We start from the raw sequence: 20,440 nt of genomic DNA, 5'->3' as shown, positions 1-20,440 counted from the left end.
CCCAAAAAAGCCTTGGGTGAGCAGAGTATTACCTTGACTCACCGGGAGCGTCCATATATGTCTCACCATTACGTAAAATAAGGGAACATACAGCTTCATTTTTATCACTTAGCAACTGTTGTGTATGTGTCTTAATAACCGTGGAGGCTTCATGTGATGGGGCAGAAATAACAATATTTTGGTTCTGTTCTATGCATTCCTCCATTGCAAATTCAACTTGTCTGATACGCTCAATACGTCGGTCAAAATGAAGTTGGTGCGAAACACTTAGCACTTGCACCTGCAAGCCTTTATTCAGTCCGAGTTGTACTCTCGAGCAGTTGAAATGATCGGCGAGGAAATTACAAAAATGGTAGCCCATAACAGCCAGAGGCTCATTCTCGGACAGTAACGCCACAGCATTTAGCGCAAGCGAAGCGTCATCAACAGGTTGATGATTAGCCTGTTTGAGCAACTTCTCCAAAAACACAGTACCCCATTGCAATAATTGCAATACGGCTTGATATTGTTGCTCCGAACGAACAGTAAGGGCCAATACGACAGAACCCACAACTTGCCCCTGCTCGATTAAGGGCTGAGTAACATAATCTACAGGCTGTGATTCGTGATTAGCGGCTTTATGAACGCCAGCAACTCCAGAGTTAACCGTGTTAGCAGCGATGGGTTTGAGCGTGGGAGAAAGCGATGTTGTGTGTGGCCAAAATGCGATATTTTGCAGCTCATCTTCGTCTGATGGTGAGCTTAGAAATATTCCTCCACATTTAACACCTGAGATCATGCTACATTGCCAATTTAGCCAATGTGAGAGCTCATTTGAAAATGTAGAAATTTTTGAGACCCTTGCCATTAAACACTCTCTTTACCCTTTGAAATCAAAGGTTTGAAAACTAATTATTTTCCCAATATGTTATTTGATAATACAGTCCATTACATGATCATTTTAACATAATTCAGTTTAATTGATTATTATTAATTACGAATAAAACTCTGAAGTGTGAACTCTATTCATGTTTATATTCATAAGATCTAAATATACTTATCGGCATAGATTCATAATTCTTTTGTTTAATAAGTAAAAAGCATCCTTTTTATTTTTTACTGGACAAAAAAATACATTTGAACAGCACGTAGAAATGACATTTATGTTGATAATAGTTAATTATCCTAAATTAAAAACAACTATAATATTTAACACACACAAAAAGATATAAAAAATAAGTAACTGGCATATTTAGAGCGATAAATAGCGTGTTAAATATAAAAAAATAACGTTAAAACCTCGCAAACTAACAATCTATTAACATTGATTTTCAATGCATAGTTACTTAATAATGACAAATCATCAAACTAAATAAACATGATATAACCTATTAAAAAAACAAAGGAGGCTACTTTGACCGCTACTCATACAGCACCAGTTGAATGTGTTATTTTACTGCACGGTTTAGCAAGAACGCATCGTTCGATGACCACTTTAGCCTCGGCCTTGACTACTGCGGGCTATCACATCATTAACTTTTCATACCCGTCGACTCAATATCACATTGCGCAATTAGCTGAAGATGCTGTTACTGCCGCGCTCGAACAGTGTCCAAAAGGCAGTAAGGTACACTTTGTCACCCATTCAATGGGGGGGATTTTAGTTAGGCAATATCTGCATTTACACACTATTGAAAATTTAGGTCGAGTGGTGATGCTCGGCCCCCCAAACCAAGGAAGCGAGGTTGTTGATCGCTTAAAAAGCCTCCCCGGGTTCAAACTGATTAATGGTCCTGCAGGTATGCAGCTTGGCACCCGCTTAGTTGATCTTCCTCGTATGCTTGGCGCAGCCAATTTTGATGTTGGGATTATTGCAGGCACGCGCAGTATCAACTTATTGTTATCAAGCCTATTACCCAGTCCTAATGACGGTAAAGTCTCTGTGGTTAATACTCAACTTGATGGCATGAGCGATCATATTTCAATCCCTGTTACTCACCCGTTTATGATGAGAAATAAGACTGTAATAGCACAGGTACTGCATTTTTTAACCCATGGGAAGTTTGCTCGTTAACTTTTTTATTCATTTTTCTCATTGATAACCGATTAAGTCTCTTTGAATAAAAACGTAGAATCTACCCCACCAAAAATTAGAGTGATTCAATACAGAAATACGCTATTAAAGCGTCATACGAAAGCTAATATATTTGATGTTTGTTACTCATCGGTTTGCCCCTTTATTAATAAAAAGGACTAGCAGATTTTTTCTGTCTTATCTTTGCCGATAAGTCCTTGCCATTGGTTAGAGGTTAACGTTTAATGACAGGATAAAATTTAATTGGTGAGCTTACAAAATGGGCTTTAACTAATAAACTCATGCCATGCTGAACACTCATACCAACGTAACAATAATTTCCACTTTACCTGTCATTAAGATGATCCGCTTAAGGAATATGTAATGAGCAAATCTTTAAAAGCCTTAACGGGAATAGCTGCAGCCCTTTTTTTGATTGGCTTCGCTTTTACCCTGTTCAACTCTTTCAGTGATGATGAATCTCAAAGCCTCACGGCCAATTCAGCAAAAGAGCACAAGCTCACTATCGTCACCAGTATCCTTCCGCAAGAGTACTTTGTTGACCGAATTGGCGGAGATCGGGTGCAAGTTCAGGCGTTAGTGACACCGGGGAGCAGCCCTGCGACTTACGAACCGACGCCACGTCAAATGGCCGCCTTATCGGAGGCAGAACTCTTCTTTCGTGTTGGTGTCCCGTTCGAAAATGCATTTATTCCAAAAATCGACTCAATGACCAAGCAGCTTCATATTGTTGATACACGTAAAGGGATCACGATTAAAGGTAACGATCCACACATTTGGCTCAGCCCGCGACTTGTTAAACTGCAGGCCCGCACCATTGCTGAGGCAATCATTAAAAAAGACCCTGCGGGCAAAGCTGACTATGAGAAAAATCTCGCCGAGCTATTGAAGGATTTAGATGCACTCGATGCGCTGCTTACCAAGGCATTGGCCCCAGTAAAGGGTAAAACCTTTATGGTATTTCACCCTTCTTGGGGATATTTTGCTGATGCCTATGGGCTCGAGCAACAATCTATTGAAGTTGAAGGAAAAGAACCCAGTGGCAGACAATTGATCAGAATGGTAGAACTGTCGCAAAATGAAGATGTGCGCGTTATCTTTGTTCAACCGCAATTTAACATGGCTTCGGCCAACCGCATCGCTAAGGCAATCAATGGTGTAGTTGTGCCAATTGACCCTCTTGCACGAGATTACATTGGTAATTTACAACAAGTTGCCACTACCGTGCTTGAAGCGCTGCAACAGCAGGATTAACAAAGGCTTTGAAGATGGACAATGTCGTAATACAGTTCAGAGATGTTTGCTTTGCATATGATCAACAAGAAGTTTTACACAACATCGACCTGTCTATACCCAACAAGAGTTTGGTGGGTGTAGTTGGACCCAATGGCGGCGGTAAAACCACACTGGTAAAACTTACCTTAGGGCTTCTAAAACCAAGCCGCGGGACGGTAAAGGTCTTCGACGAAGCGCCTGAGCGCCGTAGACACAGTATTGGATATGTACCGCAACATCTGAGTTTCGATCCAGAATTTCCGGTAAGCGCACTTGATGTCGTGCTTATGGGACGAGCGGATCGACATTGGTTTGGGCCTTACCGGCGGCGCGATCGCATTAAAGCAGTTGAAGCGCTTGAACGGGTGAACCTTGCCCATTTGAGCCATCGCTCTTTAGCACATTTATCGGGAGGTGAGCGCCAACGAGCACTCATCGCACAGGCGTTAGTGTCAGACCCCGAACTACTGATACTCGACGAACCTACCGCCAACGTTGATACCAATGTTGAACACCAAATTTATGAGCTGTTGCACGAACTGAATAAGCAAATGACCATTGTGGTGGTATCGCACAACCTTAACGTGGTAACTCGTCATGCTTCACATTTAGCCTGCGTAAACCGCTCGGCATCGCTTGTTCGCGTTGACGAAATCACTGAAGGACAACTTAGCGCATTTCATCGAGGTGATATGACCGTAATTCAGCATGCGCAAGACTGTCATGTCCATGACGCTAGCAGTGTGATGTGTGAACCACACCACGGCAAGGAGACGCGTTTATGAGCTTGTTCTGGGAACACCTTGTTAATCATACGTTTCTTCAATATGCCATTGTAGGCGGTTTATTGGCGTCACTGGCCTGCGGGGTTGTCGGCAGCTTTGTGGTGGCACGCCGGGCAACTTATGTGGCTGGGGCAATTGCACACTGCGTCTTAGGGGGCATGGGAGCGGCGCGTTACTTGCAACGCGTACACGACATAGAATGGATGACTCCGCTGCTGGGTGCTACGGTGGCAGCAGTCATTGCAGCGCTTATTGTCGCGGCGGTCACGGCTTCTGGACGACAACGTGAAGACACTGTCCTATCTGCCATATGGGCCATAGGAATGGCTGTCGGGATCAGCTTTATTACAGCCACGCCCGGATACTACGAAGATTTGATGAGCTATCTTTTTGGCAATATTTTGATGATTGGTACAGCCGATCTGCAACATATGGCAGTGTTGGATGCGGTGATTGTCATTCTAATGCTGCTGTTTTATGACAAGTTTTTGGTGATCAGTTTTCAACCCGAACTCGCAAAACTGCGTGGGATCCGCGTACGCGCTTATCACACCTTACTACTTGTACTCATTTCGCTAACGGTAGTCTTACTAACCCAAGTGGTTGGCCTGGTGATGGTGATTGCCCTTCTGACTCTACCCGCAGCGACTGCACTGCATTTTGCCCAGCGACTGTGGATAGCCATGCTTATAGCAACGTCATTGTGCTTCTTGTTTACGGTCAGTGGCATCGCTTTAAGCTACGGACCAGAGCTTCCTGCAGGAGCAACAGTTATTCAAGTGGCCGGAGGGACTTATCTACTCGCCATAGCCAGCAAATGGCTGTGGAAAAAGTTTAATAAAATCGATCAACGTCATTAGGGCCACACACTGACACAATCAAGACTACGACATGCGGGCACAACACTCAAAGTCGATAACAATTCTTTGGTGGCTTTTAATCCCACTAAATTATTTATTAATATCTTCCATAGTTCATTATCATGCATAAAAAAAGAAGCGGCGAATAGCACATTGTTAAGCGCAACTTATTGTTTTACTGTAGACAACATAAGATCAATTACGCTGTTGATACCGATAACCGCAAACACAAGACGTTTTACACATAAAGGGAAGCAAAATGTATAAACACACTTCAATACTGGTACTTGCTATGGTGCTTTTAATGGGTTGCTCTGGCACTGTGCCAACTCTGGGAGTTAATGATGGCCAATTTATGCCCTGCCCTGATTCACCTAATTGCGTGAATAGCCAGCAAGCAACTGCAGACGAAGAGCATTATATTGAACCGATTGAATTTAGCGGCACGTCTCAACAAGCTCAAGTAGGCTTATTGCACGTATTAAAAGCGGCTGAACGAGCGAGTATTGTCGTGGTAGAAGATAATTATATTCGGGTTGAATTTACCTCGCAGATTATGCGCTTTGTTGACGATGTTGAGTTTTACTTTCCGTCAGTTGAGTCAGGTAAAATCATGATCCAGGTAAGATCGGCCTCACGTGTTGGTCACTCAGACTTTGGCGTTAACCGTGAACGAATTGAACAGATTAGAGCCGAGTTTAACGCGTTACCACAGTAAAGGCTGCGACATTAAAAAATCGCAGTGCCATGCCGCTTAAGCAAACAGGCTTTGTCTCCGCGATTTATGATTTATGGCTATGTCGACGTGATAAACGTCAGCATAGCCATTTGTTTTTTATTACCGTAAAACCACTATTGAGCTAGTTTGTCGGCCAACAGCTCAAGTCTATCCTGGCCCCAAAATGGCTCGTCTTGATATACGTAGGTTGGCACACCTAACAAACCTTTTTCAATCGCAGCCGTAGTATTGGCTTCGTATATCGCTTCAATTTCACTCGACGATGCCTGCGCAATAACCTTATCTGCATCAAGCTGTAATGATGTGAGGATCTGCTGTATCAATGCAACATCTGCAATATTTTGATCTTTTGCCCAACATGCCGCCAGCATTTGCGCGACAAACTCAGCGGGGTTTTGCCCCATTTGTTGAAGCGCAATAGTACATTTGTCGACTAGGCTTGGGTCTGCCGGGAAAAAAGCCGGATGAAGATTAAGCGGCAATTGGCGCTTTTTAGACCAGCGTGCTAACTCAATTAAACGATAATCTTGCCTTGCTTGCGAGCGTTGCTTTACCGGTAACACGCCTCGTTCGGCAAACAGTTTGCCAAGTTTTATCGGCTTATAATCAATGGCGGTGTGATGCTCTGCCACAATGGCGGTAAACGTATGGTGACCTAAATAGGCATAGGGAGAAAGGCTGGTAAAGTAATACTCAATGGCAGTTTTCATGTGTCGCGTTACCTATTAATAAAAGTGATAAACGTGATGGTTTGATAGCGATTTATAACCATAGATTAACGTTATCCTGCAACGCGTGATACTGTCTAGTAATGATTTGTGAACAAATGTTCTAGTTTGAGCATAAGGTAGGGCTTAGTCCTAGTTCGCTACTCGAGATCAATCCTGATAAAGCATTACTGCTATTGCGTAAGTTCAATTTACTGAGCCAACAAAGGCGCCAAAACCGTTAACTCACCATCAATCGGCTCGTTAATGGTTAAGCCTAAAATATGTGCAATAAGCGGGTAAAGGTGGATATTATCGGCGCGGTCAATATGTTGCTGATTAAAAGCAGGCCCTTGAGCGTATAACACTGTGTTCATATCTGTTACGACACTAGCATCATAGCCGTGTTTACCTGTCACACCGGCCTTGGCATCAGAACGGGTTATATAATGTTGATTACTGATTAACACCGCATCTTCAATTGATGGGTTATCACTAAAGTGCAAATAAGCAGGCATCTCTTTCTGACGATAAAAGTGCAATCCGGGGACTTGTTGCGTGAGTGCTTCTAACGCATTTAAATCTTGTTGTTTATTTTCCCCTGTGGCGGTGATTAACGAAAATGCGGCATCGTTATTAAATTTAAATCTGTCTTTTAATGCGTCATTACCGGCGAATAATTTGTCCGTGTACACACGTGGAAAATCGGCAACATTTGCCATGCCATGATCAGACGTAATTATCACATTCACCTTAAAAGGTAGCGCGTTAATGCCGATTAACAATTGTCCAATGGCTTTATCAATGTTTTGCACTGCTTGATAAGTCTTGTTCGATGTTGGGCCAAAATGATGTCCTGCGGTATCTACCTCAGAAAAATACAAAGTCACAAACTGGGGGCGATCTGCTTCAGGTAAATTAAACCATTGTAAAACTTTCTCGACTCTTTCATGGTTAGGTGCATCACCATTATAAGGCAGCCAATAATCAGGACGCTGCCCCGCAATATTCGCTTCTGAACCCGGCCAAAAATAGGTCGCACTTTTTAAGCCTTGCTGTCCCGCTAGCGACCACAATGGCACGCCATGGTAAAAACGGCCATCGGTTACCGCTTGTTTAATCTTCATGCTATAGGGCAGTTGCAGTTCATGGTTATAAAAATGGTTGGAAACGATGCCGTGATGCGCAGGATACAGCCCAGTAACAAGAGTAATGTGATTTGGAAAGGTCACAGTGGGAAATGAGGGGATAAGATGAGTGACCTGAGCGGCATGCTTAGCAAATTCAGTGAGGTGCTGAGGGCTATGTAGTCGATTATAATCAAAGCGATAACCATCTATTGAGACCAATAATACATAGGGTTTTTCAGCAGCAGTAGGAATTAAACTCGCAGCAAAACAATTAATGCTCGTAAATAGCCCGCAGGCTAATACACAGATAATGGTAAAGACATGCATGATGTGTATTCTCAAATAATAAAAACAATTACAAAGTAATAATATCAATTAGGTATGACAACTTTATTGTTCTCTACTGTGACATTAACTCACTCAATACTCTGTCTAAACTGTAAATACGCCGCAGTGATGGCAGTGGCATCTTCCACTTGAGGGTAATGGCCGAGTGTCGGCATGGTGGTGATATTTGCATTGGAGATCAATTGACCATAGCGATCGATCATGTGCTGACCTGAGATCGGATCTAATGCGCCCGCGATCAGTTTGACTGGTACAGGGCTGTTCACCAGCGCTCCAACCCAACGTTGACGATGTTGTTTGCGTTGAGTCATATAGGTGATGAGTTTGTGCATCACTGCGATACCATCATTATGGGTTAATAGTTGCCAAAGCGTATCGACAACCTCTGACGTTGGCGGGGTTGCTGGGCCAAATATATGGTGTAAGTTGGCGGCAAATTTTTGCTTGGTGATCTTTTTCGCCACAAACGATCCCAAGGGCGATAACAATAACTTTTGAATCAATACCGGTTTGTGGGTTTCAGGAAATAAGCCGCCATTTAATAAACACACGCTGTTAATGTGTATTTTGCAGTTCCCATCAACTTGTCTTGCCAATAACTCTTGTGCAACGGTATCGCCGTAATCATGGGCTAAAATATGATATTCACTCATGCCTAACTTGGCTAAAAGCGCCTGATAAATATCGGCCTGTTGGCTAATCAAATACTCGCTATTTTTAGGTTTATCAGACAAGCCAAAACCTAACATATCAAGGGTAATCACATAATATCGTTCAGTGAGTTGTTGCCACATGCCTTCCCAATCCCAACTGGCGCTGGGAAAACCATGAATAAGCAATAATGCCGGCGCAGAAGGCAGGCCTCCTGTACGAGTAAAGATTTGCTGACCATTAAATTGTTCAAACTGTCCGTGTTGTTGCCATTCATCCAATGAAATCATGATGGTTTACCTTATGTATTCCTTGATATATTCAGCGGCAAGGTTCATACCGCTGGTTTTTGCTCATCAGCACAACATTCATCTTGTAAAAAACCGATGACTGACTGCAAGGTATCATATTCTGCAATACAAAATAATGTTCTCCCTTCGCGACGCTGTGTCATTAACCCCGCCGACACTAGGCTAGACACGTGGTGTGACAATGTAGACCCTGGAATGTCTAGTTTTTGCTGTAACCCCCCCACAGCAATCCCTTGATAGCCCGCACGTACAACCGCACGGTAAATCATCAATCTTGTAGGATGACCTAATTCTTTCAATGCTTTAGCAATAAAACCGATATCCATAACGACACCTTAATAAAATTTATATTTCGATAATACTAGAAATAACTTGATCTCGCTATCATTGAACTATATATTTCGATCTTTCTAGAAATATAGTTAATCTAACTCAGGTCAATATTATGCTGCAAGAAACCTTAAATATGTTTGTGTTTTTAACCGTAGAATTAACCACGTTATTCTTACTTATCAGCTATTTAGTCGGGGTACTGCAAACTTATATTTCACCACATAAAATCCAAGCAATTTTGAGCGATAAACACGGAAAAGGCTATGTTATTGCAGGTTTTTTAGGAGCCATAACCCCCTTTTGTTCTTGTTCAACAATCCCATTTTTAAAAGGTTTATTAAGGGCAAAAGCAGGCTTTGGCACCATGATGGTATTTCTATTTGCCAGCCCTTTACTTAACCCCATCATTATTGGTTTATTTGCGGTGACATTTGGACTTAAGGTGACCCTATTTTATTTTGTCATCGCCATGGGGGTATCGGTTATTGCAGGCTACAGCTTAGAAAAGCTTGGTTTTGAAAAATACATCAAACCAGAAGCCTACTTAGCCCCTGCCGCAAAAGGGTGTAAATCCATTTGTGGTGGTAAATCTGAACCCATCAATAAATAGAAAGCCATTTGGTTAAGTACCTGGAGCGACTTTAAAAAAGTGTTGCCGTATTTAATTGGCGGTATTGCAATAGGCTCATCAATTTATGGTTTTATGCCAACCGAGTTAGTGGCTAAATATGCCAATAGTGACAACCCATTTGCGATACCTGTGGCGGCAGTGATTGGTATTCCGCTATACATCCGTGCAGAAGCGGTTATTCCGTTAAGTGCTGCATTAGCGGCAAAAGGTATGGGGCTGGGTGCCGTTATGGCACTGATTATTGGCAGCGCGGGCGCCAGTTTAACGGAGGTTATTTTACTTAAAGCCATTTTTAAAAATCAGCTAGTGATTGCCTTTGTTGGCGTGATTATCACAATGGCAATATTAGCTGGCTTTACTTATCAGTGGCTATTTTAAACCTGAGCTCAGGTTATTTTAAAAATACACATCCACTACAATACACTACAACTTTATGCTCACACCGAAATACTCGATGTGAGCGTTAGTATTATCAACACCAATACATCATTGTTCGCTGTTCTCCTTGGTAGATTGTTATGTCTATTTCGCAAAACACGGTTGCTCAAATCGTTTACCGCAGTGCAATATGGAAGCTAAATGGATATCGTAGCGGTTTTGCTAGGCAAATGATTTTACAGAGGCAGCAATGTTAACCGACCCTATATTTTGGCTTGTCGCCATACCCGCAGTGCTCATTACCGGCATTTCTAAATCAGGTTTTGCTGGCGGCGCAGGAGGGTTAACTGTGCCGTTATTAGCTCTTGCCATCAGCCCTGCTGCAGCTGCTGCGGTCATGCTCCCTTTGCTTGTATATATGGACTTTTTAAGTGTCCGCTCGTGGTGGAATAAACAAAGCAATCAGCAATTATTGATTTTACTGCCCGCGGCCATTGTCGGTATTGCGGTGGCTTATTTATTGTTTGATCAACTTAATGAGCAGTATCTTCGCGGACTTTTGGGCATTATTTCATTAGGCTTTGGCATATATGGATTAACATTTGGTGAGTGGTCGCAGCGTAAACCGTCAGCCTTAATTGGCCGAGTATGCGGCACGCTTGCTGGGTTTACCAGCTTTGTTGCTCATGCCGGTGGTCCACCACTCAATGCTTACTTAATTCCGCTACGTTTACCCAAAACTCAATATCTTGGTACTGCTGTGATGTTTTTTGCCGTTGTGAATGTGGTCAAACTCATCCCTTATTCAATGCTAGGGCAAATCAATCTGGGTAATTTGACGGTGTCGGTAATGCTTGCGCCTATTGCTTGGATTGGGATAAAACTAGGTTTGCGTATTCAGGATAAATTTAATGAAAAACAATTTAAGCAGATCATTCTAGGTTTGATGATAGTTGTGGGTCTGCGCTTATTATGGACCGCATTGTTGCCGTCCTAAAAAGGGACATGTCATGAACACAAATGAACGATTTTTTTATGAGCCTCGTAAAGGCCATGGTTTACCACATAATCCATTAAATGCGATTATTGGCCCACGCCCTATTGGCTGGATTTCAACGCGTAATGCCCAGGGTAAGCGAAACTTAGCCCCATATAGCTTTTTTAATTGCTTTAACTATGACCCTCCGCTCATTGGTTTTGCCAGTACTGCCTGGAAAGACAGTGTGGCCAATATTGTTGAAACAGGCGAGTTTGTGTGGAACTTAACCACTCGCACTTTAGCCGAGCAAATGAACCTAACCTCAGCGGCGTTGCCTCGCGGTACTGACGAGTTTGAATTTGCAGGGTTAACACCAATGGCCGGTAATATTGTCGCGGCAGATAGAGTCGCCGAAAGCCCAGTCAACTTTGAATGTAAATTAACTCAATGTATTCAACTTACTGCAGCTAATGGCGACAAAATTGATACCTGGTTGGTACTCGGTGAAGTGGTTGCAGTACACATTGAAAAGCACTTACTCAGTGCTGATGGCATTTACCAAACTGCACTAGCAGAGCCAGTGTTACGCGCTGGCGGGCCATCGGCTTATTACGGGATTTCAGACGAGCAACGTTTCGACTTACATCGCCCTACGCTATAAGCGTGAAACAATTAAGGCTACCTGTTGGTAGCCTTAATTTTTAAAGTACTGCGAGCCGATAATTAAAATTGGTAATGTAAACCCAATGCTAATTGTTCAATTTCAGTATCAATATCATCAATATAGCCATATTCATCGATATCAAGATCGCCTTTGCTCATATCGTAACTTAACCGAAGATTAAGGTTTTCAGTTATTGCGGCGTTTAAGCCGATACCATAGGTAAAACCGAAGCCCGAAGCGGTAAAGTCTTCACCGTAACCATCAACAACAACCGCCATTGATGCGATACCGACTTTAGCAAATACTGAAAACGTCTCATTAAAACGTGCAGTGAATGTTGGGGTAAAGGTGAGTGCACCAGCAACCACATCAAGGCCGTCTTCACCGACATCTGCAGCAAAAAAGTTACTTTCTAAACCAAACCAATCGTTAAACTGATAGCCACCGTATATCCCAAAACCTGTCGCATCGGCTGAGCCACTAGCATCATCCGAACCGAGCTCTGTTTTATTGATTGCACCACCAATATAAAAACCGTTGTTATCTGATGTTGATGAATGTGTATCCATGTTGGCAAAGGCTGGAGCGGCTAAAACAGCGCACAAGGTTGTGGCTAAAAGAGAGGTTTTGTACATCATTGTTCCTTAATGATATTGATAAAAAGCGCGAGCATCATACTACAAAGGAAAAAAACGTAAATAGTTAATATGACTATTTTTATTGCTATGACATAAGATTAACATATCGATTTATCCACTCGATAAAATCTACTGAGATGAGTAAAAGACAGACAGCAAAAAGCCCAAGCGATCGCCTAAATCAGGCTGCCACTTGGGCTATTTTAGTCAATAAAAGCTAGCTTAAAGGCTAACGCCTAATGCTTTTACTGTTTCGATATTGATGTACTTATCGGTTGGTAAGTCATTATCTTTTTGGAACGCATTTACCGCTTTAATGGTATCAACACCCACTACGCCATCAATCTTACCAGGGTTATAGCCTTTAGTTGCTAATGCCTGTTGTAGGTCGGTAATGGTTGAGCGTGTCATGTTGGTTTCACATAAAATTGGACGCCATTCCATGAAGCCATCTTTATCAATACGGCTCAGTGACACGGTTTCAAATTCAGCTGGGATTTCTGTGCGCAGCTCTTTGGTTGCAGAAACCAGCTTAGTCACGTTCATCGTTTCATACTTAGCTTCAATGTCGACTCGCTGAGTCGTTGCTGGACTAACTACAACACGACGACTGACGGTTTCATATTCCGCTGGTGTGGCAGTTAAACAAATCTTATTACCAGTACGCGTCGCTTTTGGATGCTCGTCGTTATGCACTTCATGCCATACAAACTCAACGTCAGCGACTTTTTGAGTCACTTGTACATCTTTGTACTTAGCCGGTACTTGAGTACGAACTTCTTTGGCTTCGCTCACTAACTCTTGTATACGTACTGTTTCGTATTCTTCAGGAACATCTACAGTGCGAGTGGTAGCCGGTGACACTAATACACGCTTGGTGAGCGTTTTATAAGTGGCAGGGACTTCAACTAAACACATGATTTCGCCTGTGGCTTCATCAATCTTTTGAATTGGACCTACGCCCTTTTTCCAAATGGTGTGAGCCGGTACGTCGACAACTTCTTCGGTAACCGTTTCATATTGCGCAGCCACTTGCTCCATACGGGTGCTGGCTTCTTTAACCAAAATACGCTTTTCTACCCAGCGGAATTCAGCAGGGATAGTTTCAACAACTTCATAAGCTTCAGCAACTAATACAGACTCACCCTTTTGCTCGTAACGTGCTGGCATATAATGTTCGTGGAAACACATACCGGCTGTGGCATTATTAAGGTTAATACCATGATCGCTAGCGGCTTTTAATAACTCTGCACTGGCTGGCGCACTGCCCTTACGTAAGTCAACTAACCACTGTTCACCTGCTGCACGAACTAATTTTTGCTCTGTAACTACGTCATAAGTTGCGGGTACTGCAACCATTTTGTAACTTGCAGGCTGCACCTCAATGGTCTCAGTAACTTGTTGATATTGTGCTGGCACAATATCAACTTTTTCACTGGCTTCTTTTACCATCACGGTTTCGGTGTAGTTTTGGTAAGTTGGCTCAACCCATACACGTGCATAACATTCACCAGGTGTCGCATTAGGTGGTAACAGCTCACCCTCTGGGCTGGTTTTAACAGTTAATGCATCTTGTGCCTGCGCTTCACGCTTTGCGACGGCTTTCTCTCTTTCTAGCAAGGCAGTGTTTCGTTGCGCTAACTCTTCTGCGTTATATACAGATACATTGGCTGGTTGAGATAAATTACTACATGCAGTCAATAATAATGCAGCAGAAAGTGTGCTCAGTTTGAAAATGGTTGTCCTTGCAGTAGCCATGATTACTCCTGGGTTGTTTAGGCAGTCTTGATAACGAAATGTAACAATATGTAAACATTTGTTACATTTTGCGCACAGGATAGCGTCAAATTACTGACTATACAACCTTGCTCGCAAAAACACCCAAGATTAACATAAACAATAACTTGCAATAAAATGCAACTTTGAAGGTCATTTTTTTGTCATTATTCACAAACAATTGTTTACAAATTAAAACAAAACAGTGTTAATAAAATGTTTTAAAACAAGCGTTAGACTGATTATTAAAACATCATGCTTTAATTTGGATTTAGATTAATTTTCAGCGTTTTTGACTCACCAAACCCCATACAGAAAGAATTATTAAATTTTTATAATGTGAGAGAATTTGCCTCTCGAAAACGTCTTAACAGCAGCGTTTAGAAGTAAGGAATGATTTTGAAAATTGCAGACAAGGTTTTACAGCGCATAAGCTTGGCGATTGGTGCCAGCTATATAAGTCATATTGAACTGATACAACCTCTTTGGGGGAATTACGGTTATTTATTTCGGGCTTATGTCAGTGGTATGCCTTTCCCATCTGTGATTGTTAAATACATCAATTTACCACAACCTTCATCTCACCCTCGCGGTTGGAATACTTTGCTGTCGCATCAACGTAAATTGCACTCTTACCTCGTTGAAGTAAATTGGTATCAACATTATGCCAATAAACATATGCAGCCATTAACCCCTTTACCCAAGTGTTTATATGTAGAACAACACAGCGACGAAACCTTATTAGTACTGCAAGATTTACACACGATTGGCTTTACCCAGGTCAAAACAACAGCCACCCCAACCCAGATAAAATCCTGTTTAACTTGGTTAGCAAATTTTCATGCTCAATACATGCAAGTTAACCCAGAAGGACTTTGGCCTGTAGGCACTTATTGGCATTTAGACACAAGACCAGACGAACTCGCGGCGTTAACTGATGGCCCACTAAAATCGGCAGCCAAACTGATTGACCAAACGTTAACGCAATGCCCATTTCAAACCCTGGTACATGGGGATGCTAAGTTAGCCAATTTTTGCTTCAGTGCAGACGATCGCGTTGCTGCAGTCGATTTTCAATATATTGGCCGGGGCTGCGGTATGAAAGATGTCATTATGCTGCTCAGTAGTACACTGAATTTTAATGAACCAGAGGACACCATTAATGATTATCTCGAGCATTATTTTATTGCGTTAACACAAGGGCTTGTAAAGTTTAACCCACACATAAACTCGCAAGCGCTTGAGCAAGCTTGGCGACCTTTATATTGTGTTGCGTGGGCTGATTTTCAACGGTTTGTGAAAGGTTGGAGTGTTGAACACGTTAAAATAAATGCTTATACCGAATCACTGACGACATTAGCCTTAAAACAACTCACTATAATCTCCTAATGTGAGCTTGAGAACCGAATGCGTTCACATGTGTTGAATTATTAACCACCTAACCCCCAAATCCTGCTTACTATTGGCGGTGCTCAATATTGCCGTCTACAGTTGATTAACACGTAATTTTTAACATCCAACTCGTTACTACGCTCGCGCTTGTTAGGCTATGTATCGCCTATATCAACTCAATAAGAAGACGGCATATGGAAAGTCCATTTACGTACATTTTGATCACTTTGTTTTTTTCGAGTATTTTGCTGTCGATTATCTTTTACATGACATGGCAAACGATGGGAAAACAAAAGTATGCTCTGATGTTTTCGTTGTCTTTTTTAGCTTCGACCGTCCTTTGGGCCAACGCCTTATTTAAAAGTTTATTTTTGTCACATAATTTATATTGGATGATTGGCTGTAGCGTGTCGATGTTGTCTGTTTTACTGGGTACCTGGGGCCATTGTTTACGCACTAACACTCCATTCCATCCAGCCATCCTATTAGTGTTTGGCATTATAGGCATGGCATTAACCTACTTTTTTACCTTTATCAGCCCACATTTAGGTTTACGAATGTCATTGTATTTATATATTGATGTTGTGTTATTAATGATTACAAGCGTTGTCATTATTAAGCACCGTAAACAGCCTCGTCCGGCAGAGATTGGCGCTTCTATCATGCATTTTCTCTTTGCAGGGTGTTTGTTTATTGCAGCAAGTATTGCATTGTTTCAAGGCAACGTATTTGACGCTGAGCTGGTCAAACTGTATTCCATTGTTAACTTTACCGCCTTACCGGCAGCATATGTGGGTATGTCAGTATTTGTGATTTATATGTTGGCGTCTGATTTAGCAGAAGAAATGAAACTCTTAGCCATGACAGATTCGCTCACTAACTGCTTAAATCGTCGTGGATTTTATATCCAAGCAAAGCAAAAAATGATCGAATTACAAAATCAGGGTCAACATATTTGTTTGATTTATTGGGATATTGATAAGTTTAAAACCATTAACGACCAATTTGGCCATGCCGGTGGCGATCAGGTGCTAATAAGCATCAGTGAGCTAATAAAACAACATATTAAGAAAGACGATTTAATGGGCCGGATGGGAGGAGAAGAGTTTGTTATTTTAATCGACCGTACTTGTTACGAGGACGCCACGCATGTGGCTGAGCGATTACGCACCATGATCCAAAACACTCCCATACACTTTGGTGAACAACGCATTCGGATTTCGGCAAGTTTTGGGGTAGTAGAGCTCGGCGAAAAAGACATTTCAATTGAACAGGCGATTAACCTTGCCGACAATGCCCTTTATAAAGCCAAAAGCAGTGGCAGAAATAAAGTGGTGTTTAGCTAAGTTAACTCGCCTGAACTAACGCAATATGTCACTCATTTAAGTGCAATAGGCTATTTTTCAACATCTATTCTGACGTTATCGCTTAATGATTCTAACTGCGATAATAGCAGCTCCATGGTGACATTTTCAGGTAATCGCAACGTCAACTTGGCGCTATAAACCGTTTTGCCTAAACTGGTCACTTGCACTCGGTAGCATTCTTGATGATCAACGCTAATTTCAAGATCGTTCAAAATAGCATTCATATCGTGGGTCAACCCTGAGCGGTCGTTGCAGTCTAATGTGAGCTTACATTCAGTCGAAAAGTGAATAGCTTGCTGCTCATACTCTGCATATACAAAAGTCAGCGCGGCAAATTGTTGCTCTAAAGCTTGCTTTAATGCTTGCTCTTTATCTCGGTCGATCATCACACGCATCATAGCCACAAATTGGCCATCAAGCTTAATCACTTTGCTGGTTTCCCAGCTGGCCCCCATTTCGCGGCTCACCTGGGCTAATGATTGCAGTAGATTAGGTTTTAGTGTGCCCAATACTGTCGTAATAAATTTATGTTGCATATAACCTCCGATGATCAAAATCCCAGTATGACGCAGGTTTATTCCATTTTTAACTCCACCTAAAACCAGACTAACTGTCCCCATAAAGTACGTCTGTGTCCTAGAACACAAATGAATAAAATACATACAGCACAAAGCGTAAATCATGATGGAATATTTAAATAGAGCAGTAAATTTGATGTCAAAATAAAATAGCTTGTAGGTTTTCTGGTTGTAGTAAAGCCATTAAATAACACAAAAAATACACTAATGACGCATTTTGCAAGCGGCTGCAAAATTACTAGCTTAATGCCACTCGTGTCACAAATTATCCATCATACCGCTAAGTATAGTCTGGCAAACTGAGTATGGAGTGTGGGGGTTTATGAAAACGATCACATCGATGCACACCAGTAGAGCCATGTCACATATTCATAGTTTGTCTTTGTATCTATATGAATTTTAATAATTTATTAAAACTCATCACCAGCAAAAAATGGTTGCATCAAAAGAAAGAGCGCTAAGCGACTGTTTTTAAATAAAAATATTGAACTTCTATTTTTATCCATATACCCACTACGGCCTTATTGCTACACGGGTGGGGTTTCTCTAAAATGCGCGCCTTGCCCAATAGGGGTACCGATTAACTTTAGTTGTTGAACTTTTCCATAAGGGCTCACTATGTCTACAAAATTTGCGAATCCAGCTCCGTTAGGGCTAATGGGCTTTGGCATGACCACCATATTACTTAACATCCACAATGCTGGCTACTTTCCAATTGATTCGATGATCCTTGCAATGGGGATTTTTTACGGTGGTATTGGCCAAGTTATCGTAGGCATGATGTGCTTTATGCGTGGTGATACTTTTGGTACTACCGCATTTACCTCATACGGTTTATTTTGGTTAACTTTAGTTGGGCTAATTTTAATGCCAAACATGGGCGTTGCAGCAAGCCCTGCACACTTTATGGGCTGGTATTTAACATTATGGGGCACATTTACCGCCTTTATGTTTGTGGGCTCATTACGTTACCCACGTGCTAAGCAATTTGTATTCGCCTCATTAACCGTATTATTTTTCTTACTGGCTGTTCGCGATTTTACTGGCAACGAATTAATCGGCACAATTGCTGGCTTTGAAGGCATTATTTGTGGTGCTAGTGCAATTTACTTTGCCATGGCGCAAGTGCTTAACGCAGAATATGGCCGCACGATTTTACCCGTAGGTGAATTAACTCAAGTAAAAGCTGATATTAAGCCATTACAAGTTGAAGCTGAGCCAGTGACACTACACTCAGTTAACGCATAACCATTGGCAACGTTAATCACCACTCAGGCATAAGCTAAATTTAAGTCACAAAAAGGCCGATGCATTAATTGCATCGGCCTTTTTTTATTTTGTCATCAATTTACTAAACGGCAGCCGCACACTGTATTGCTGGGCTGAAATAATACCACGGCATAGTCTTTGGTTTCATCACGTTCAAGCACTTGCACGCTTAATGAATGCATACCATTTTGGTTAAGGTTAAGCCCGCTAATATACGATAAATACTCGTAGTGTACTGGCGTGCGTTGACCTTTTTGGCCAGTGTATTCTTGTTTAGTCGTCACCGATATATCAAACATTTGTCGCTCTTTATCGACATTATTGACCTTACCTGTCATCGCTAAGGTTCCCGCAGAATTACCCTCTAAATCATAGTAACGATAGTTAATTTGGGCTAAGCCATCTTTAGACACAAGATCAACGAGTAAGTAATGATCGCTGTCAGCTCCAGCAACGCCATGATTAAACAGTTCTGAACTGCAACTTAACATAAAGTTGGTCGGCTTGGAGGTGAGTGAGTAAATCGTACCCACACTACCTAACAGGCATAAAAGAATCACAATATTGATGATCCATAACCCTTTTCTAGCCATGCTTAGCCTCCTTGCAGCTGATTAGATGGCGAGACACGACCATTTGAGGTGCTACAAATATTCAATTGTGCTAACCACTGTAGGGTCACAAATTGTTTGGGTTGACGTAAATCGCTTATTTTTAAATTACGAATAAGAGACTGACCATAATGGTCCCCCCTAAGGGTAATATTAAGCACTTGCTTGTCGTGTGATAATGATAAAAATACTCTGCTCCATATTGTTACCGGACACAGTTGTAGGCTTTGCACTAACTGCTGCGCTTGCTCTATGAGTAATTCATTATTGGTGTTTGAAAGAGAGTATAAAATCACGTCCACTTGTTGCTCAGATTTTAGGGTAACGGTCTCCACACTCAATGGAAGTACAGGATTATCAGTATGACGTTGTTGGTTAAACCACCAAAAGCCCGCTAACAGCAATGATACCAGCACAATGCTCATCAGTATTATTTGTTGCGGTCGTATAAACTGGGCCGGCCATTTATTATTGGTTTCTTTACGGGCACGATGAGCCCTAAGCATATACCCCTGCCCCTTAACGGTTTCAATTAGGCTTTCATATTGCGGCCCAAGAAATGAGCGCAAGGTAAAAATAGCTCTTGCTACCGAAGCAGAGCTTAAATGAGAATCGTCTTCATGGCCTGACTCTAGCAAGGATTTAGCAACAACGTTACCTTGATACTCCACCAACAAACTCAGCACGTGCAACTCTGCCCGAGGCAAATGCCACACAACGTCAGTGTCCTGGTTGATCAAATCTCCCTTGCCGATATCGAACCTACATTGGCCCAATTGCATTTTTGACCGCCTCAATATATGACTCAAATTACGACTGTTAAAGTGTATGCAAAAAATCTGATGAATTCTGTGATCCTGTTATCTAAGCGCTTTATTCCTTAACAAAAGTAAGCGTTTAATTTTACAATCTTATAAATGCGTGAAGATGATCACACCATTTCA

The 20,440-nt window shown here is 41.9% G+C and carries 20 protein-coding genes and 1 pseudogene; 11 read left to right on the top strand and 10 right to left on the bottom strand.

The window, feature by feature from the left end; genetic code table 11:
• Positions 1–28 precede the first annotated feature (28 nt).
• Positions 29–778, bottom strand: coding sequence for a hypothetical protein (locus tag IEY42_RS05905; protein ID WP_188924385.1), 750 nt, complete (start codon positions 776–778; stop codon positions 29–31).
• A gap of 615 nt (positions 779–1,393) precedes the next feature.
• On the opposite strand from IEY42_RS05905, the gene IEY42_RS05900 reads away from it, so the two are divergent.
• The 5 genes from IEY42_RS05900 (at position 1,394) to IEY42_RS05880 (ending at position 5,712) form a co-directional block, all read left to right on the top strand.
• A complete protein-coding gene (locus IEY42_RS05900; RefSeq protein ID WP_229779939.1) occupies positions 1,394–2,053 on the top strand; it encodes an esterase/lipase family protein in 660 nt (219 codons plus the stop codon).
• 384 nt (positions 2,054–2,437) lie between these two features.
• Complete coding sequence (locus IEY42_RS05895; RefSeq protein ID WP_188924384.1) at positions 2,438–3,328, top strand: metal ABC transporter solute-binding protein, Zn/Mn family; 891 nt, start codon at positions 2,438–2,440, stop codon at positions 3,326–3,328.
• A gap of 14 nt (positions 3,329–3,342) precedes the next feature.
• Positions 3,343–4,134 carry a metal ABC transporter ATP-binding protein gene (locus IEY42_RS05890; protein WP_188924383.1) on the top strand — a complete coding sequence of 264 codons (792 nt, stop codon included), beginning with the start codon at positions 3,343–3,345 and terminating at the stop codon, positions 4,132–4,134.
• A complete protein-coding gene (locus IEY42_RS05885) occupies positions 4,131–4,994 on the top strand; it encodes a metal ABC transporter permease (protein WP_188924382.1) in 864 nt (287 codons plus the stop codon). The genes IEY42_RS05890 and IEY42_RS05885 overlap by 4 nt, the downstream gene beginning before the upstream one ends.
• A 259-nt stretch (positions 4,995–5,253) precedes the next feature.
• A complete protein-coding gene (locus tag IEY42_RS05880) occupies positions 5,254–5,712 on the top strand; it encodes a DUF1499 domain-containing protein (protein WP_188924381.1) in 459 nt (152 codons plus the stop codon).
• Between the two features lie 134 nt (positions 5,713–5,846).
• On the opposite strand, the gene IEY42_RS05875 is transcribed toward IEY42_RS05880, so the two are convergent.
• The 4 genes from IEY42_RS05875 to IEY42_RS05860 form a co-directional block, all read right to left on the bottom strand.
• On the bottom strand, positions 5,847–6,443 hold the full coding sequence (locus IEY42_RS05875; protein WP_188924380.1) for a 2-hydroxychromene-2-carboxylate isomerase: 597 nt from the start codon (positions 6,441–6,443) through the stop codon (positions 5,847–5,849).
• A gap of 209 nt (positions 6,444–6,652) precedes the next feature.
• Positions 6,653–7,897, bottom strand: coding sequence for an alkaline phosphatase family protein (locus IEY42_RS05870; RefSeq protein ID WP_188924379.1), 1,245 nt, complete (start codon positions 7,895–7,897; stop codon positions 6,653–6,655).
• Positions 7,898–7,986: 89 nt separating this feature from the next.
• Positions 7,987–8,859: an alpha/beta fold hydrolase gene (locus IEY42_RS05865; protein WP_188924378.1), complete on the bottom strand. Its 873-nt coding sequence runs from the start codon at positions 8,857–8,859 to the stop codon at positions 7,987–7,989.
• Positions 8,860–8,903: 44 nt separating this feature from the next.
• Positions 8,904–9,206, bottom strand: coding sequence for an ArsR/SmtB family transcription factor (locus tag IEY42_RS05860; RefSeq protein ID WP_188924377.1), 303 nt, complete (start codon positions 9,204–9,206; stop codon positions 8,904–8,906).
• A 119-nt stretch (positions 9,207–9,325) separates the two neighbouring features.
• Between IEY42_RS05860 and IEY42_RS05855 the strand changes: the two are divergent.
• From IEY42_RS05855 to IEY42_RS05845, 3 genes and pseudogenes are all read left to right on the top strand, one after another.
• Positions 9,326–10,222: pseudogene (locus tag IEY42_RS05855) on the top strand (permease).
• A 250-nt stretch (positions 10,223–10,472) separates the two neighbouring features.
• Positions 10,473–11,219 (top strand): sulfite exporter TauE/SafE family protein, encoded by a 747-nt coding sequence (locus tag IEY42_RS05850; RefSeq protein ID WP_188924376.1) that lies wholly within the window; start codon positions 10,473–10,475, stop codon positions 11,217–11,219.
• A 13-nt stretch (positions 11,220–11,232) separates the two neighbouring features.
• Positions 11,233–11,862 (top strand): flavin reductase family protein, encoded by a 630-nt coding sequence (locus IEY42_RS05845; RefSeq protein WP_188924375.1) that lies wholly within the window; start codon positions 11,233–11,235, stop codon positions 11,860–11,862.
• A gap of 62 nt (positions 11,863–11,924) precedes the next feature.
• Here IEY42_RS05845 and IEY42_RS05840 read toward each other — a convergent pair whose 3' ends face one another.
• Both IEY42_RS05840 and IEY42_RS05835 read right to left on the bottom strand, forming a co-directional pair.
• Complete coding sequence (locus IEY42_RS05840; protein WP_188924388.1) at positions 11,925–12,500, bottom strand: porin family protein; 576 nt, start codon at positions 12,498–12,500, stop codon at positions 11,925–11,927.
• Positions 12,501–12,725: 225 nt separating this feature from the next.
• The gene (locus IEY42_RS05835) at positions 12,726–14,261 is read right to left on the bottom strand and encodes a peptidoglycan-binding domain-containing protein (protein WP_229779938.1); all 1,536 of its coding nucleotides are present in this window, start codon (positions 14,259–14,261) and stop codon (positions 12,726–12,728) included.
• Positions 14,262–14,678: 417 nt separating this feature from the next.
• On the opposite strand from IEY42_RS05835, the gene IEY42_RS05830 reads away from it, so the two are divergent.
• Complete coding sequence (locus IEY42_RS05830; RefSeq protein WP_229779937.1) at positions 14,679–15,668, top strand: phosphotransferase; 990 nt, start codon at positions 14,679–14,681, stop codon at positions 15,666–15,668.
• Positions 15,669–15,865: 197 nt separating this feature from the next.
• Positions 15,866–17,017, top strand: a complete 1,152-nt coding sequence (locus tag IEY42_RS05825; protein WP_188924373.1) for a GGDEF domain-containing protein — start codon at positions 15,866–15,868, stop codon at positions 17,015–17,017.
• Positions 17,018–17,067: 50 nt separating this feature from the next.
• Here IEY42_RS05825 and IEY42_RS05820 read toward each other — a convergent pair whose 3' ends face one another.
• The gene (locus IEY42_RS05820) at positions 17,068–17,574 is read right to left on the bottom strand and encodes an ACT domain-containing protein (RefSeq protein ID WP_188922252.1); all 507 of its coding nucleotides are present in this window, start codon (positions 17,572–17,574) and stop codon (positions 17,068–17,070) included.
• Positions 17,575–18,234: 660 nt separating this feature from the next.
• Here IEY42_RS05820 and IEY42_RS05815 point away from each other — a divergent pair.
• Positions 18,235–18,864 carry an acetate uptake transporter gene (locus IEY42_RS05815; RefSeq protein WP_188924372.1) on the top strand — a complete coding sequence of 210 codons (630 nt, stop codon included), beginning with the start codon at positions 18,235–18,237 and terminating at the stop codon, positions 18,862–18,864.
• Positions 18,865–18,959: 95 nt separating this feature from the next.
• Here IEY42_RS05815 and IEY42_RS05810 read toward each other — a convergent pair whose 3' ends face one another.
• Positions 18,960–19,478 carry a hypothetical protein gene (locus IEY42_RS05810; RefSeq protein WP_188924371.1) on the bottom strand — a complete coding sequence of 173 codons (519 nt, stop codon included), beginning with the start codon at positions 19,476–19,478 and terminating at the stop codon, positions 18,960–18,962.
• Between the two features lie 2 nt (positions 19,479–19,480).
• A complete protein-coding gene (locus IEY42_RS05805) occupies positions 19,481–20,278 on the bottom strand; it encodes a winged helix-turn-helix domain-containing protein (protein WP_188924370.1) in 798 nt (265 codons plus the stop codon).
• Between the last annotated feature and the right edge of the window lie 162 nt (positions 20,279–20,440).

The organism is Shewanella algicola (assembly GCF_014648035.1).
Lineage (GTDB): Bacteria > Pseudomonadota > Gammaproteobacteria > Enterobacterales > Shewanellaceae > Shewanella > Shewanella algicola.
Note: the sequence above shows the minus strand (reverse complement) of the source record. Positions and strands in the feature narration are given on the sequence as shown.